The 16786-nt window shown below is 41.7% G+C and carries 11 protein-coding genes and 1 pseudogene; 4 read left to right on the top strand and 8 right to left on the bottom strand.

Annotated features, from left to right (window positions below):
* Positions 1 to 81: 81 nt before the first annotated feature.
* The 3 genes from MTN96_RS19660 to MTN96_RS19650 all read right to left on the bottom strand — a co-directional run bounded on the left by MTN96_RS19660 (position 82) and on the right by MTN96_RS19650 (position 6226).
* The gene (locus MTN96_RS19660) at positions 82 to 987 is read right to left on the bottom strand and encodes a diguanylate cyclase (protein ID WP_248442668.1); all 906 of its coding nucleotides are present in this window, start codon (positions 985 to 987) and stop codon (positions 82 to 84) included.
* Positions 971 to 4762, bottom strand: coding sequence for a PAS domain-containing hybrid sensor histidine kinase/response regulator (locus MTN96_RS19655; protein ID WP_248532576.1), 3792 nt, complete (start codon positions 4760 to 4762; stop codon positions 971 to 973). Before MTN96_RS19655 ends, MTN96_RS19660 begins: the two co-directional genes overlap by 17 nt.
* Before the next feature lie 66 nt (positions 4763 to 4828).
* Positions 4829 to 6226 (bottom strand): PhoH family protein, encoded by a 1398-nt coding sequence (locus MTN96_RS19650; protein WP_004585867.1) that lies wholly within the window; start codon positions 6224 to 6226, stop codon positions 4829 to 4831.
* 306 nt (positions 6227 to 6532) lie between these two features.
* On the opposite strand from MTN96_RS19650, the gene rapA reads away from it, so the two are divergent.
* Positions 6533 to 9427, top strand: a complete 2895-nt coding sequence (gene rapA, locus MTN96_RS19645) for an RNA polymerase-associated protein RapA (RefSeq protein WP_248532575.1) — start codon at positions 6533 to 6535, stop codon at positions 9425 to 9427.
* Positions 9428 to 9543: 116 nt separating this feature from the next.
* Here the strand turns inward: rapA and MTN96_RS19640 are convergent.
* Positions 9544 to 9801 (bottom strand): annotated as a pseudogene (locus tag MTN96_RS19640) (type II toxin-antitoxin system RelE/ParE family toxin); the annotation flags it as partial.
* Between the two features lie 111 nt (positions 9802 to 9912).
* Positions 9913 to 10050, bottom strand: coding sequence for a hypothetical protein (locus tag MTN96_RS19635; RefSeq protein ID WP_248532574.1), 138 nt, complete (start codon positions 10048 to 10050; stop codon positions 9913 to 9915).
* Between the two features lie 135 nt (positions 10051 to 10185).
* On the opposite strand from MTN96_RS19635, the gene rluA reads away from it, so the two are divergent.
* Both rluA and MTN96_RS19625 read left to right on the top strand, forming a co-directional pair.
* Positions 10186 to 10839 (top strand): bifunctional tRNA pseudouridine(32) synthase/23S rRNA pseudouridine(746) synthase RluA, encoded by a 654-nt coding sequence (rluA, locus tag MTN96_RS19630; RefSeq protein WP_248532573.1) that lies wholly within the window; start codon positions 10186 to 10188, stop codon positions 10837 to 10839.
* 81 nt (positions 10840 to 10920) lie between these two features.
* Positions 10921 to 11871 carry a DUF3530 family protein gene (locus MTN96_RS19625; RefSeq protein ID WP_248532572.1) on the top strand — a complete coding sequence of 317 codons (951 nt, stop codon included), beginning with the start codon at positions 10921 to 10923 and terminating at the stop codon, positions 11869 to 11871.
* Here MTN96_RS19625 and djlA read toward each other — a convergent pair.
* From djlA to MTN96_RS19610, 3 genes are read right to left on the bottom strand one after another with little or no spacing between them, the layout of a single operon-like run.
* Positions 11854 to 12714: a co-chaperone DjlA gene (gene djlA, locus MTN96_RS19620; protein ID WP_029773301.1), complete on the bottom strand. Its 861-nt coding sequence runs from the start codon at positions 12712 to 12714 to the stop codon at positions 11854 to 11856. The genes MTN96_RS19625 and djlA overlap by 18 nt on opposite strands.
* A 17-nt stretch (positions 12715 to 12731) precedes the next feature.
* Positions 12732 to 13394, bottom strand: coding sequence for an N-acetylmuramate alpha-1-phosphate uridylyltransferase MurU (gene murU / locus MTN96_RS19615; protein WP_024031520.1), 663 nt, complete (start codon positions 13392 to 13394; stop codon positions 12732 to 12734).
* Positions 13391 to 14392: an aminoglycoside phosphotransferase family protein gene (locus MTN96_RS19610; RefSeq protein ID WP_248532571.1), complete on the bottom strand. Its 1002-nt coding sequence runs from the start codon at positions 14390 to 14392 to the stop codon at positions 13391 to 13393. The genes murU and MTN96_RS19610 overlap by 4 nt, the downstream gene beginning before the upstream one ends.
* A gap of 101 nt (positions 14393 to 14493) precedes the next feature.
* Between MTN96_RS19610 and lptD the strand changes: the two genes are divergently transcribed.
* Positions 14494 to 16746 (top strand): LPS assembly protein LptD, encoded by a 2253-nt coding sequence (gene lptD / locus MTN96_RS19605; RefSeq protein ID WP_024031518.1) that lies wholly within the window; start codon positions 14494 to 14496, stop codon positions 16744 to 16746.
* Positions 16747 to 16786: the final 40 nt, after the last annotated feature.

Here is a 16786-nt window from a genome sequence, read left to right as displayed (position 1 = left end):
TAGCGTAAAGCAGCCCCACTTGGTAATAACATTAACGTGTGGGGCCGATTTAAATAACGCTTTAATATAAACACAGCCACATTATAAGTTAAGCGCAACCACCTGATCTCGCCCTGCATCTTTTGCGGCATATAGCCCTAGGTCAGCTTGTTCGAGTAAGGCTTGTTCGGCACTTGCATTGCCGTTTTCCATACTGGCAATGCCAATACTGATTGTTATGTGATCTGCATTTAACGAAGCTTTGTGCTCTATATTGAGGCTGTTTACTGCTTTTCTTAACTTTTGGGCAAATGCTAATGCCTGTTGTTTATTAACATCGGGTAATACCGCAGCAAACTCTTCCCCCCCGTAGCGGGCAATAAAGTCAGTACTACGCTCACATTGCGCTGCTAACGCCTGGGCAACCTGCTTTAAACACTCATCCCCCGCTCGGTGGCCATAGCAATCGTTGTAACGCTTAAAGTGATCTATATCCATTAATAAAACAGACAAACACGAGCCATTACGTTTACTTCTGCGCCATTCACGAGAGAGGTTTTCATCTAAATAACGCCTGTTGGGTATTTCCGTTAAACCATCAATTGAGGCAAGCATTTCTAACAAATCATTTTTTTGCTTGATCAGTAATTGGTTGCGTACCCGCACTTTGACTATAGACGCATTAAAGGGTTTAGTGATGTAATCCATTGCACCTAATTCAAGTCCTTTTGCTTCATCGGTGTGGCTATTATTAGCCGATATAAACACAATAGGAATAGACTGAGTAATAGGGTTTTCTTTAAGCTGTACAAGCACTTCATAACCATCAATGCCTGGCATCACCACATCTAAAATAATTAAATCGACCTGATTTAATTTAATAAAGGTGAGCGCTTTTTCGCCGCTTTCGACTAAAAATACGTCATGCTCCGTGCCCAGTGTTTTTTCAAGCACTAGCCGGTTAAGGGGATCATCATCCACAATCAGTATTTTAGCTTTTTTCGACATCCCGTCCCCCTAAGGTTTCAATAAATATAATCACTTGCTTTAGCTGAATGATTAGCTCTTTTAAAGTGTGCTGAAGCGGCTCGTTAGTTGTTTTAAGGTGCGTTTCACATTGTTTTGCACACAATGAAAGTCTAATAAAACCTAAGTTACCCGCCACGCCTTTAATGCTATGCACTAAGCGTACCACTTCATCTCGCTGGGTGTTTTCTTCAATTTGTTCTAACTGCGTTTCACACAACTTCGCAAACTTTCCGACCATGGTTGCCAGTAAATTTTCATCAAAATTAAACTGGGTGAGCGCAAAGCTTTGGTCATAAAACTTAGGTTTTATAAAGTCTACGTCTCTAATTGCATCTAACAGCACAGCTGCAACCACAGGTTTAGTTAAATGCTTATTCATGCCGCTACTAAGTGAGCGCTCAACATCTGCAGGTTCACAATGTGCTGTTAAAGCAAAAATAGGCAGCTGGCGCGCGTCAAACTGTTGGCGAATCAATTGCGTTGCTTGGCAACCATCAATATGCGGCATTTGCACGTCCATCAAAATTAAATCTGGTTTTAATATTTGTAGCAGCTCTATTGCATCTGGCGCATTGGTAACCGTTATTACATTTATATGGGCCTGTTTTAGCACACTACTAATAATATCTAAATTAAGCGGGTTATCATCAACCGCCATAATAAGTAGACCCGATATATCTTTTTTTACTTCTTCATTATTTTCAGCGGCTTTAGGTGGCTCTGCCCCCGCATTAGCATTTAAGCTAATCAAGCGCTGAGCTAACGCCGTAGCTTTAACATGTTGTGCGTTGATTTGCGTAGTACAAGGCAATGCTAAAGTGTGTTCGTGATTAACCACAACCACAGGGTATGAGTTGGCACTGAGCGTTTCGTGTATAGATTCAACCTTTAATAAATCGTTCAATGTGGTTTCATCAATAATCAGTTGCTGTGCATCAGCAAGCTTTATTGGGTAGCGAAGCGCCTCTTCTAAATCAATAGCTACCACTTGTGAGTAGGCATTAACCACTTCATTTAGCTGTACAGTGTCATCGCTCACAATGGCTAATGTATTAGGTATAAATACACTATTTTTAGCCGTATCTACCGCAAGCGCTAGAGTAAAGAAAAACTCACATCCACGGCCCTTGTCACTATTAATTGCAATTTCGCCGCCCATTAAGGCTACACCATGTTTAACTATAGCAAGTCCAAGCCCGACCCCTTGGTGAATACGCGTAGAAGATTCATCGCCTTGAGTAAAAGCATCAAACAGTCGTCGTTGGTCAGCTTTAGCAATACCTACACCACTGTCTATTACGTGAAAACAAATACGTTGCTGATCTAAAACGTCATTTTCTTCAAGCACCATTTTTAAGGTAATACTGCCTTTATTAGTAAACTTAACGGCATTGGTAAGTAAGTTACCTAATATTTGTTGCAAACGTATTGAATCCCCCACCAGCGCGGGGTTAATGAGTGGATCTATTTCAATATTAAAACTTAACCCTTTGTTTTGGCACAATGGCGCTGTTAAGCTCTCACAAATATCAATCAGTTCAACTAAGCAAAAAGGCACCGGTTTAATTTGCGCTTGCGCACTTTCTACACGGGCAAAATCGAGCATTCTGTTTAGCATTAATAATAAGCTTTGTGCTGCGTTTTTAGCCTGCTTAGTTTGTTGCAGCTGCTTATTTTTTAAGCCTTGCTCTACTATCATATCTAACAGCCCTAACACAGCGTTAAGAGGGGTGCGGATCTCATGGCTTAGATTAGCAATAAAGCGGCTTTTAGCTATTGTTGCGCGTTCTGCGTCATGCTTAGCTTTAGTCAGCGCACTTACATCTTGAATATGAATAACATAATAAGAGGGATCACGGTTTTCATCCCACACCAGCGACACACTCAGCTGCAGCCAACTTGTTAGTTTTCCTTGTGAGAGCGTTAAATGATAAACCCGTTTTTTATCATCTAATAAGTGACAAAGCGCATTTTTTATTTCTTGCCACTGCGCCTCATCAAACAGCATTTTTAGTGGCTCACCAGTTAAAACATCTTGCTGTGAAAATAACTTACGAGCCGCTTTGTTAACTTGCAATATGGTGTGCTCAAGCGAAAGTAACACCACACTGTTTGCTGCAAACTCTATTGCACTTCTAAATTTAGATTCTGACGCTTTTAACGCCGATAGAGTTTGCTGCTGCTCAGTAATGTCTCGCCCAATTCCCATAGTGCCTAACAAGTGCTGGTGCTCGTTATAAAATGGGGCAATCGTTAATTGATACGATTTGTCGGTGCTATCTATACGTTGCTCAATGCTACTTTTGGTTTGTAAAACTTGCTTTTCTAGTAGGCTTAACTGTAAATCGTCGCTGTCTAAATCTTCAATACGCTTACCGACTAGGATAGCTTGCTCTTTGCCTACATAGGCTTCAAATGCTTTATTACAACCTAAAAAAGAGCCATCAATATTTTTAAAGTAAATAAGATCAGGCACACTATTTAGCATGGTATTTAATAGCGCTAGGTGTCGCTCTTTTGCTTCGTAGCTGCGTTTTAGCTTTTGAGATTGCAGCTGTAACTGCTCATCAAGTTCTTTATTAGCCTCTTGGAGCGACTCAACTAACTGTGCATTTTTATCAAATACATATTTAACGCGAGAAAACCAAGGTTGCCAATTTAAAGGGATGGGATAATTAGAAAGCGCGGCTTTAGGGGCATCATTTTGTTCAAAATATTGCATTAAATGAGTCATTGGCCTAACAAAAATACGTTGGCTTAACCAAAAAAATACCGCAAACATTAAGCTTAAAAATAACGTTAAAAACGCAAACTCCAAAAGAACTTCATACCTAATTGGCGTGATCACTTTTATTTGCGGCTCATAAAAGGCGGCATGAATGGGCAGATTCCCCATAGCTTGCATAAAAAACTGCGCATTTGTGTTATTAACTAAGTTTATTTTTTCATTGTCATGGGCTAATTCAGGCCAATAATCTTTTAGGGCTGTTGCTTCATTTAACTGCTTAACAGAGCTGGCTATTACTTGATGCGACTGGTTCATAAACACATATTCGCCTTCACTTGGTGCCACCTTTTTAAGCCAGCTAGACATGGCCTCTAAATCGTATATTAAAATGATGTAGTCTGACGAGTTAGGTTGTTTTTTACGGCCAATAGCAAAATAAGCGCTATCGCGTATTTTAACAATGGCGCTTGAGGTAAGCTGGCCGGGTATAAATGTGGGCTTAAAATTACCATTTAAAATTTTATTAAGCATAGTGCTTTGGCTTTTATTACGCCTTACCACATAGGCAAACCCCGAATCATCAACATAGGCAACGGCCGATAACGATTGCATAAGCGATAACGCGGTATTAAACGTTGGGCTTAGGGTTGTAGCTTGCTGCCATTGGATCAACGCACGGTTAGAAAAAGCAAACTGCCCTTTACCGACTATTTCGCCTTGGCGCTCGCTAAAGTGGCGGTAGTAGTAATTGTCGTATTGATTAATACCTTCTAGTAAGTTGCGATTGAACTGCTCAACACTAGGCTGCTGATACGATATAAAGGCATTGTCAAAAAAGTCGTTTACCGAGCTCATTATATGGCTAACTTGAGCCGACACTTGTTCAAAATCGGCTTGACGTTTTTCTATGGCGCGCTCAACTTTTATATTATACAAGTGCAAACACAGTAAAAATGCCACAAATAAGGGAACAAATAATGCTACAAATAAAGAGCGGTAATAGTCTTTTAGAGGTAAAAATTTCAACGTTTTGCCTAAGTTTTGGCCCGATAGTCAGCCACTAGACTATCGAGCCAAATTGTTCTGCGCAAGTTATAAATTTTCTTCTGCAAAGGAGGCTAAACGGCTGCGCACTACCCCGTTTAAATTAACTGTTGCACTGCCTTCAAAGTCTTTAAAACGCTCAACAATATAAGTAAGGCCGGAGGTAACGGGGGTTAAGTAATTGCTGTCTATTTGCGCTAAATTACCGCTACAAATTAGTTTTGTTCCCTCGCCACAACGGGTAATAATAGTTTTAAGCTGAGATGCCGTTAAGTTTTGGCTCTCATCCAAAATTACCACTGCATTTTGAATACTACGCCCACGCATAAAGTTCACCGACTTAAACTGTACATTGGCTTTTTCCATTATGTAATTGCGACTCGAAATTGGGTTCTCGTCTCCTTTGTGTAGTACCTCTAAGGTGTCGGTAATTGCAGCTAGCCACGGCGCCATTTTTTCTTCTTCGGTACCGGGTAAAAAACCAATAGACTCAGCTATTTCGGGGGTATTACGCGTTACAATGACCTTGTCGTAAATACCGCGCTCAATCACCATTTCAAGCGCACTGGCCAGTGCCAGTAATGTTTTACCGCACCCAGCTGGACCGGTTAAAATAACCAGCTCAATACTAGGGTCAAGCAAAGCGTCGAGAGCCATACCTTGGTAAATATTTTTAGGTTTTACGCCCCACGCTTGCTGGTGCATTAAACGCTCAACACTAATATCTTTTAATTTAATACGCTCGTTATCGTAAGATTTGACCCGCGCAGCAAAGTGCTCGCTGCCATCAAGTATGTACTCATTGCAAAACACATCTGGAATTAAGTTTTTAGCCACATAATGAAACGTATCACGGCCGTGCTGCTGTGTTTCGCATTGCCCTACGTGCTGCCAAAAATCGCCCTCTATTTTTTTATAGCCGCTAGTTAATAAAGCAATATCATCGATTAATTGGTCGGTACGGTAATCTTCAACATATTTAAGGCCTGCACCTTTTGCTTTAAGGCGCATGTTTATATCTTTTGTCACTAATACAATTTTTGAATCGCTGTGCTGTTTTTGTAAATACACGGCGCAGTTAATAATGCGGTGGTCGTTTTCATCCCCCGGTAAACCAGAAATAGAATCTGCAAAAAGATGGTCATTAACAATAATGAGCGTACCGGTTGAATTGGCATTTGCCTTTTTATTGCTAGGCAGTGCAACACCCTGCAACATTTGCTCTGGAGTTGCATCTTTTAGTACCTCATCTAAGCCGCGAATAGCCACTCGTGCATCACGGCTTACGTCGTGTTTTCTATCTTTAATGTGGTCAAGCTCTTCTAAAACAGTCATGGGAATGACAACGTTATGTTCTTGGAAAGACAAATAAGCGAGGGGTTCGTGGAGTAATACATTGGTGTCTAGCACATACATTTTACTTTCAAGGTTCGAAGCTTTTTCCATAGCACTTTCCTTACGTTTTATGATTTTTATGCTATACCAAAATAACTAAGTAAAACGGGCCTAAATTCAAACCTGCAATACTTAATTGCTAAGGCATAATCTAAGTTTAGTCTATTTGTCATAAAAGTCCGTTTTATTACAAACACGATATAGTTTTTATTTACCTAAAAAAGAGCCATTTGTTAGCACTGTTAATGGGATTAATTCGCACTTATAAAATTAATTAAAAGTGAGTCAAATAGCGCCTTGCAGTGGTGTTATGTAACAGGTAACATAGCCGCCTTTTTCTTCATAGACGAGACATACATGAATTTTTCCTTAGGTCAGCGTTGGATCAGTGATACAGAGTCAGATTTAGGATTAGGCACCGTAGTTGCCATTGAAGGCCGCCAGGTCAGCATTTTATTTCCTGCCAGTGGTGAAAACCGTGTTTATTCTAGTGCAGAAGCACCGGTTACCCGTGTGGCATTTAATCCAGGTGATGTGATCAAAAGCGTTGAAGAATGGGAATTAGAAGTAGAGTCTATTGAAGTGCAAGGTGAACTACTTTGCTACGTAGGTACTCGCGTTGATACCGGCGAAGAAGCAAAGCTAAAAGAAACCTTTTTAGATCATTTTATTAAGTTCAATAAACCGCAAGATCGTTTATTTGCAGGCCAAGTAGATCGCTTTGATCGCTACACCTTACGTTACCAAACATGGCAACACCAATTTGAGCGCCAGCAATCGCCTATTAAAGGCTTAATTGGCCAGCGCGCTAACCTTATTCCGCATCAGCTTTATATTGCACAAGAAGTAGGTAAACGTTTTGCCCCACGGGTACTGCTTTCAGATGAAGTAGGCCTTGGTAAAACCATCGAAGCCGGCATGATTTTACACCAACAAATCATTAGTGGCCGTGCTAGCCGTGTACTCATTGTGGTGCCAGAAAACCTGCAGCACCAATGGTTAGTAGAAATGCTACGCCGCTTTAATTTACGTTTTTCTATTTTTGATGAAGAGCGCTGCGACGAAGCCTTTGCAGACTCGCCAAACGTATTTGATACCGAGCAGCTAGTGCTTACCAGCCTTGAGTTTTTAACCAAGAAAAAACGCTGGTTTGAACAAGCAACACTTGCTGATTGGGATTTATTAGTTGTTGATGAAGCGCACCACCTAAGCATTAACAATGGTAAGCCGAGCACCGAATATCAGCGCATGGCTGAGCTTAGCCAAGATATTCCGGGTCTTATTCTATTAACTGCAACGCCTGATCAACTTGGTCACCGTAGCCACTTTGCCCGCTTGCAATTGCTCGACCCAGATAGATTTTACGACTACGACGTATTCAAAGAAGAAGAAGCTAATTACAAAGACGTTGCCGAAGCGGCAAATCAGCTACTGCAAGCACAAGCCCTTGATGATACAGCCAAAGCCACACTCATTGAGCTATTAAAAGAAACCGATATTACTGATGTGCTTGAAAAAGCTCAGCAAGGTGATTTACCGGCGCGTAAAGAAATACTTAACATGCTGCTTGATCGGCACGGCACAGGTCGTATTTTGTTTAGAAACAGCCGCAGCGGAATTGATGGCTACCCTAGCCGTAAATTACATGCTTACCCAATGGCACTGCCAAAGCAATATAAAACAGCAATGTCGGTACTTGGCAGCATGAGCGGTATACAAAGTGCAGAGTTAAGCGCACAACGCGCGCTGTTTCCAGAGAAAATCTTTCAAGAGTTTGAAGGTGAAAGTACCAGCTGGGGCGCATTTGATCCGCGTGTAGATTGGTTAATCGAAACACTTAAAACCCTAAAGCACGAAAAAGTACTGCTTATTTGTGCCAAAGCCGAAACCGCTATTAGCCTTGAGCAAATTTTGCGTGAGCGTGAAGCAATAAAAGCATCTGTGTTCCACGAGGGCATGTCGATTATAGAGCGCGACCGCGCAGCAGCTTTTTTTGCCGATGAATACGACAATGCACAAATACTGCTGTGTTCAGAGATTGGCTCAGAAGGACGTAACTTCCAGTTCTCGCATCACTTAGTGTTATTTGATTTACCACTAAACCCTGACTTACTTGAACAACGTATTGGCCGATTAGACCGTATTGGGCAAACAAAGGATGTTAATATTCATGTGCCGTATTTTGAAAATACAGCGCAAGAAGTATTACTGCGTTGGTACAACGAAGGCCTTGATGCATTTGAAAGCACATCCACCACTGGCCAGCTATTGTATAAAGAATTTAGTGAAGACCTACTTGATTACATTGCTGCCCATAATTGTGATGAAGAAGAGCTCGACCCTCTACTTGAGCAAGTAGCCAAGCAAAATGCCGTGCTACGCAAGCAAATGGAAAGTGGCCGAGACCGTTTATTAGAGCTGCATTCATCAGGCCAAGGCGCTGCCGATTCATTGGTTGAAGAAATTGAAGCACTTGATAACCAATTTGAGTTACCAAGTTACATGATCAACGTATTCGACACATTTGGAGTAAGCCAAGAAGACAAAGGCGAAAACACCATTATTTTAAAGCCAACAGAGCATATGCTAAGTGCATCGTTCCCAAGCTTAAAAGAAGATGGCATGACGGTTACCTTTGACCGCGATACCGCCCTTTCGCAAGAAGACGTACATTTTATTAGCTGGGATCATCCTATGGTGCAAGGCACGATGGACATGATTTGTGATGATGACTTTGGTAGTGCTTCTGTAGCTTTGCTTAAAAACAAAAAATTACCACCAGGTACCTTTTTTGTTGAGCTGATATTTGTAGCCGAAGCTATGGCACCAAAAGCCCTGCAAGTAGGTCGCTTTTTACCGCCAACGCCTATTCGCATATTACTTGATAAAGCCAGTAATAACCTCGGCGAAAACGTGGCGTTTGATAGCTTTAACCAACAGCTTTCAGCCGTTGGTCGTCAAACTGCAAGTAAATTAGCAGGCGCTTTACAAGGTGCGGTTCACCCAATGATCAACACCGCAAAAGAGATGGCTCAGCAACAGCTTGAGGTTATTCGCAGTGCGTCACTTGAAAAAATGCAAAGCACCTTAGGGGAAGAGCAAGCTCGCCTTGAAGCGCTTAAGCAAATTAACCCTAATATTCGCCAAGAAGAAATTACCTTCTTCGATAAGCAGCGCAGCGAGCTGACAACGCATATCGAAAAAGCCCAGTTAAAACTTGATGCGATACGCTTAATCGTAGTTTCACACTAAAGGGTTTTTGAGCGTTTAGTTTATAGCTATCTGCCGTTAGTTAGATCAAGATATAACTAAACTACACTTCAAAAAGCACGGTTTACAGGCCGTGCTTTTTACATTCACCTCTACAATTACTCATCAGTATCTTGGCCACCTAATATAGCCATTATTTCAATACCTATTTCTGTAACTCTGTAAAAAATGCTGTCTGAGCCACAAACGGCACGCCGATAGCCTGTACGTATATGGTCAACTGATTGGTAGGAATAGGAGTTTGCTGGTAGTTTTTCAAACATAGAGAAGAAACTATAAAAGTAGTTGTCCGCTTGCTGTTTTGAAAATGCTTGGTAGCCATATTGATAAATGGGGCGCAAATCCTTTTTGCCATCGTTTGAAAGTTTAAATGTGCGCCTACTTAATGCTTGATTTGAATTCTGCTAGCATTTGATCGGCCGATTGATCACTAAAAGCGCTTTTTTCTGAGTTAGCAAGCTTACCACTTATTGCTTCTGCTCTTCTTGCCGGCGAATTAAATCATTCACCAATTCACTTTTATTTGTGTAATCCCCCACGTTTTCAACGTGATTACGAAGCCATAAATCATTCTGTTCAGTAAGTGAAATACTTTGCCTTGCCATAATGTGTTCCTACAACTTTAAGTTGGTGCAATTTCACACCAGCATGAAAAATACGCAATTAAACTTTTATCTTTTCCTTGAGCCTTTGCTCTCGCTCCCCTAAAATAGCGCCCTGCAAAATTACTGAGGTCGGCCGTGTTAGTTAATTACAATCCCCCATTGAGTCCGTATTTAACAATACTGCACCAAGATGACGACTTGCTCATCGTTAATAAACCCAGCGAACTTTTAACCGTCCCGGGTAAAGATCCAAAACATGCCGATAGCTTAATTAATCGCGTTAACCGTGTTTTTCCTACAGCTAAAATAGTGCACCGCCTAGATATGGCAACCTCGGGCATACTTTGCCTTGCAATGAATAAGGCAGCTCATAGGCATTTAAGTATGCAGTTTCAAGAACGTGAAACTGCAAAACGCTATATTGCACGTGTTTACGGCCAACTTGAGCAAGATACCGGATCGGTTGATTTGCCACTTATCTGTGATTGGCCTAATCGCCCTAAGCAAATGGTTGATTATGAAAACGGTAAGCCCTCGCTAACCCACTTTAAAATACTTGCACGAGAAAAGGGCGCAACACGTGTAGAGCTCACGCCAATTACGGGGCGCTCGCACCAATTACGCGTGCACATGCTAAGCCTTGGCCACCCAATACTGGGCGATAGACTTTATGCCCATAAAGAGGCCCTAGCCGCGGCGCCACGTTTACAACTACATGCGCAAATGTTGCAAGTAAAACACCCCGTGACCGAGCAAGTACTGACCTTTGAGGTAGAGCCCGACTTTTAATAGGTAAAGCCCACAAAGTTAGTACTAAACTTTTACCTTAGCGCGCCGATACTTAGTTATTACTCACCTTTTGGGCTTACTATGATATTTGCGCAGCTAATCAAAAAAACGCTACAAAGTGTATGTTGTTGCTCTGCGTTATGCTTAAGCGCATATGCCAGTGCTGCAGAGCATATAGCCCCACCTTCTTTATCAAGTATCGAAAATAGCGATATAAAACGTCTACTACCCAATGATGAAGTTAAACCCATACTTGCTGGCGATACAGAGTTTTTAAGTTTGTATAGCGAATACATGAGCCGAGATTTTAGAGGTATTGTATTACTCATCCCCGATTGGAATTCTACCCCCACTAGCAATGCTGGCATGAGTTACCTGCGAAAAGAGCTTACTAATTTAGGTTACACAACCTACGCCATGACAGTACCCGATATAGATTGGCAAGCAAGTGATATGGCTGCACCTGCACAAGCAGCTGCCCAATCAAGTACGCAAGCGCAAACTGAAGAGCCAACAAAAACGGCGCAAAGTAACAGCGACGGTGCTGTTACAACGGCTCAAGAGCCACATTTTGTTAATGCCATTGACTTGGTGAGTAATGAGGTACTAAGTCATTATAAAACTAATTTAATAATGCGTTATGAGGCGCTCTATCAAAACGCAATGAGTGAGCCAAATAATATTGTCGTCATAGCACAAGGTACCAGTGCGGGGGTACTCCTAGAATACTATGCAGATTTTCCTGACTCGCGAATAGATGCGTTTATAAGCTTAAGTAGTTATTTACCTAATACACAGCGTAATAAAGGTTTAGCGCAAACCACATCGCTGGTGACCCCCGCCTTGCTTGATATTTACTATGCAAATGACAATACCGATATACTTATGAGCCTTAAAAACCGTCAGCGCTGGGTAAATCGAAATGCTAAATTTGATTACCGCCAGCGCCAACTCTTTGGCCTGCGCGATGCGCCAGAGCAGCATGCACGGTTAACTAAAGTGATAGACGGTTTTTTACGCCGCCTTTTTTAAATACTCGTAAGCCGCTTGAATATCTTGGCTTTTTTTAACTGCTACTTCCATCATGTGTTTAGGCAGCCCTTGAGAGACTAATTTATCAGGGTGATGCTGCGCCATTAATTTACGATACGCTACTTTAATATCTCGTTGCGTCGCGTCACTACTTAACCCTAATAAAGCCAAGGCCTGTGAGCGGTTCATGCTGTTATTAGGGGGCACATGATGACCAGAGCCTTCACGGTAACTGCTACTTTGACCTTGCTGCTGTTGTCTATACTGTTGTTGCTGCTGTCTAAAACTAAATTCAGCTTGGTAACGCTTAAGAATAAAAGCAAAATGAGTTTTAGAAATACCTAATTGCTTACTTACCTCTTGTAACAGCTGTTTTTCTTGCTCTGCGAGCACGCCATCAGAAAACGCCATTTGAATTTGAATTTCTAAAAACAGTTGCAGTAAGTCGTAACGTTTTGCAAAGCGTTCTTTAAAGTCGTGTACTGTTTCTTTAATCGAAAAGTCGCTGTCTTTACCTGATTGAAATGCATGCTGAGCTTCGCGGCGCTCATCGCCCTTTAGCCCCATTTCATCCATAAACATACTTGCCGCTTTTATATGCACCTCGCTTACGCGACCGTTCGACTTTGCAATATGCCCCATAACCGCAAAGCAGCTCGAAAAAAACAACGCTTGGCGCTCGTTTACATCATCACCTTTAAACAAACCTGAAAAGCCCCCGGCTTTATCAAAATCGTTTTTTAAGCTTTTATCAAATAAATGGCCGAGGTATAAACCTAAAATGGCACCAAAAATTTTGCCAAACATAAAGCCAAAACAAAAACCGAGTATCTTTCCCCACATCTAATTAACTGCCTCTATTAAAGTGTGTTTTGTATGCGCTCGTTGAGCTGCGCGAGTCGCTGTGGTGTGCCTATATCGTCCCACTGACCAATATAAAGCTCAGTTGAGATAACCTGTTGGGCGAGTTTTTCTCGCAATATTGGCCCAAGCGGGCGTATGCCTGGCTCTAAACCTTTAAAAAAATTAGCGTGGTAACGGCTAATTCCCGAAAATGTATACTTTTGACTCTCAGCCGATAAGTGACTTAATGCAAAATCCCCTTTTTCGTTATGAGGTGGGTTTTCTACTAACACTATGTGGGCCTCGCCATCTTGCAGGTGCAATTGTGTAAGCGCACTCACATCGTAATCTGTGAATACATCGCCGTTAATTACAATAAATTGCTCACCTAGTAATGGCAGCGCCTGAATAATTCCGCCTGCGGTTTCAAGGCCGCCCTCAGCCTCTTGGCTATATTCAATACTCACACCAAACTCAGCACCATTTTTAAAATAGCTTTTTATTTTATCCCCTTGCCAAGCTAGGTTTATAACAATGTTAGTAATGCCAGCGGCTTTAAGGTTATTAATATGGTGCTCAATCAGCGGTTTACCCGCCACTTTTAGCATAGGTTTAGGCATAGCTTGTGTAAGCGGCATCATTCGCTGGCCGCGCCCGGCAGCTAAAATCATGGCTTTCATGTGCGCTCCTTAGCTAATTTTAGTGTTACCTGCGGTATTACAATGCTGCTTACCCACTCACTTAACGCTGTAAGCTCTGGATAGGTTTCAGCAACATCAACAATGTAATCCAACGTCGGTAAAATATTATCAAGGTAGCCGGTTTTACCATCGCGTAAATAGAGTCGGCAAAATATTCCCGTTGCCTTTAAATGGCGCTGAATACCCGTTAAATCAAACCACTGTTTAAACTGCTCAAAAGAAATATCTGTTATTAATTTTTGCGCTGTAAATTCTTCATAGCCGTACTCAAGCAGCTGATTAAGCTGTGCTTGTGGCAACTTAAAGTAGCAATCGCGTAGCAGCGACACTAAGTCATAACACAGCGGCCCGCGCACGGCATCTTGGTAATCTATAATTGCCCACTGCTCATTGCTATACATAATATTACGGCTATGATAATCACGATGAACCGTGACCGTAGGCTGCGCTAGCATAGCGTTCGTTAATAGCTCACAGCTTTGCTGCCAAAGCGTTTGTTGCTCAGTACTCAATGTTAAGCCAATAAAATCAGTAACCAGCCATTGGCTAAAAATATTCAGCTCAAGGTGAATAAATTCTTTATTATAATTTTGCATAGCTGCTGATTCAGGTGTTTTGGCCCAGCTTGCCGCTAAACGGATTAATTGCTTGTAATATTCATCTCTATTTGGCTCATCGAGCTTATCGGCTAAGTGTGTATTTCCTAAGTCACTTAACACAAAAAAGCCCTGTTCTTCATCGCTTGCAATTATTTCAGGCAATAAAAAGCCGTTATCGGTGAATACTTTATTAAGAGAGATATACGGAGCGTTATTTACTTTTTGTGGGTCGGAGTCCATCACAATAAACGCTTTTCCGGCACAGCTTAAACGGTAATAACGGCGAAAGCTGGCATCCCCAGTAATGGCTACTAAGGAGTGTGGTTTAGCATCAAAGTGCGTATTTATAAATAGTTGTAAATTATCAAAGCGTGTCATTATATAAGATGTCTATTTTTATAGGTCAATTACTGTATTTGCCATTGTTTTCCTTTATTATGTCTAGCTTATAATAAACCAAAGAGCATTAAGGTCGATAAATGAGCAAAACCTGGGGCATATTGATGCTAGGCGTAATTAGCGCACCATCGCTTGCCGAAACTGAACTGGCACACAATTTATGTGGCATTTCAATGCAAACCAGAGCTTGGCAACCTCTACCAAATTTAGCGGTAGGATCGGTTGATATACAAGCTGACGATGTAGAGCTCTTAGGCACACAAAGCGCTGAATTTACCGGCAATGTTGATATTAACACCCTTGATATGAGTTTGTCCGCACAAACTGCGCTTATAGATAAACAGCGCGGTTTACTTAATGCAACAGGCCCTATTACTTATCAAGACCGTGTAAGCCAAGTAAACAGCTCAGGTTTAAATGCCGATTTAAATAATTCAGAAATAAGCCTACTAGGTGCCGATTACAGCTTAACAGAGCAACAAGGTAAAGGTGGCGCCGAAAAACTCACTGTCAACGAGTCTGGCTTATTGTTAATGAATGCAAGCTTTACTACTTGCCCAAGCGATACACCCGTGTGGGAAATAGAAGCCGACGAAATTAACCTCTCTCGTGAAGAAGGCTGGGGCGAAACCTATAATGCCGTTTTACGTATTCTTGATACCCCCGTTTTATATTTACCTTATTTCACGTTTCCACTGGATGAGCGACGCAAGTCGGGCTTATTAACACCAAGCATTTCAAGCTCCGACCGTTACGGCCTTGAAACTGTTACGCCTTATTATTGGAATATTGCGCCTAATTTTGACGCCACTATTACACCACGTTATATGTCGCGCAAAGGCTTACAATTGCAAACCGAGTTTAGATACCTCACGGAGCAACATGAAGGCTTAGTCGGTATTGAATATTTAGATAGCGATGATTCGGAGCCAAGCCTTGATGAGCGCTATATGTTTCATTGGCAGCAACAAAGCTATTTAAGTGAAGACTGGCGCGCCAATATTGATGTAACTAACGTCAGTGATGACAACTACATCACCGATTTAAGCTCTAATTACGCAAATAAAACCGATACCCAACTTTATCGTACCGGCTCTGTGACTCACCTTGGTGACACATGGCGTACCGATATTAAATTTCAAAACTTTGAAGTACTGGGCGATCACTTAGAGTCGTATGCCGCGGTCCCACAAATTAGCTTTACACAAACCGCCCCATGGCGTTTTGATAACTTTGACTTTAGTTTGTCGGGTGAAGTAAGCCACTTTACCAACGACTCTTCAGAAATAGCCATAGACAGTGCTACCCGTGTACACGTAGAGCCAAAAGCGCGCTTTAACTACGCAACACATGCGTGGTCGTTTCTCTCAGAAGTGAGCTTATTGCAAACTAACTACAAGCAAAGTGGTAATTTAACGGGCACTCAATATAGCGATAGCGTTTCGCGTACCTTGCCAAAAGTACGTTTGTACTCGCAGCTTAACTTTGAACGTGACACCTCGACCTTTTTTGAAGATGGCATTCAAACTCTTGAGCCACAAATACAGTATTTATATACCCCTAATAAGGATCAATCTGAGATAGGTCTATTTGACACCACTCGCCTACAGGATGACTTTTTTGGCCTATTTAGAGATACGCGCTTTTCGGGTGTAGACCGTATAGCCGCAGCTAACCAATTTACGTTAGGTGCAACAACACGCTTATTTGATAATAAACACGAAGAAGTGTTTAACTTTAGCGCGGGTCAAATTTTTTACCTAAACGACTCGGCTAAACCTACCGAGCAAGATTTAGACTCAGAGACAAACTACAACGCCCTTTTTGCAGCGCAAACAATGCTACATTGGCACCGCCGTTGGTACCTCTCAGCGGGTATGCAATACGACACGGATGGTAAGCAAATGATCCAGTCAAATGTCACCCTCGATTACAAAGGTGACAATAATGAGCTAGTTCAATTGAACCATCGCTATGCAAATGATGTCTCAGGAAATACAATCGAGCAAACGGGTGTATTTACAAGCATCCCAATTAGTGATCAGTGGCAATTTATTGCAAGCTACCACCGGGACCTTGAAAATAATCGAAGCATCGAATTTTTAAGCGGATTACAGTATGAATCATGCTGTTGGGCAATCCAAATTACTGGTCACCGTCAGATTGAAACAGATTTAAATCAGTCTATCGGGCAGCAACAAGCCACTTTTGATTCAGGTATTAGTTTAAACTTTGTATTAAAAGGACTTGGCAGTAAGAGCCGTTACGATGCACAAAAATTATTACAACAAGGTATTTTTGGCTACCGTAGACCGTATTTTCTTAATAATTAAGGCAAACGAGCAATTAAGGTGATACTTTAAAGCCCTAAAA

This window comes from Pseudoalteromonas sp. 2CM28B, assembly GCF_023161935.1.
Note: the sequence above shows the minus strand (reverse complement) of the source record. Positions and strands in the feature narration are given on the sequence as shown.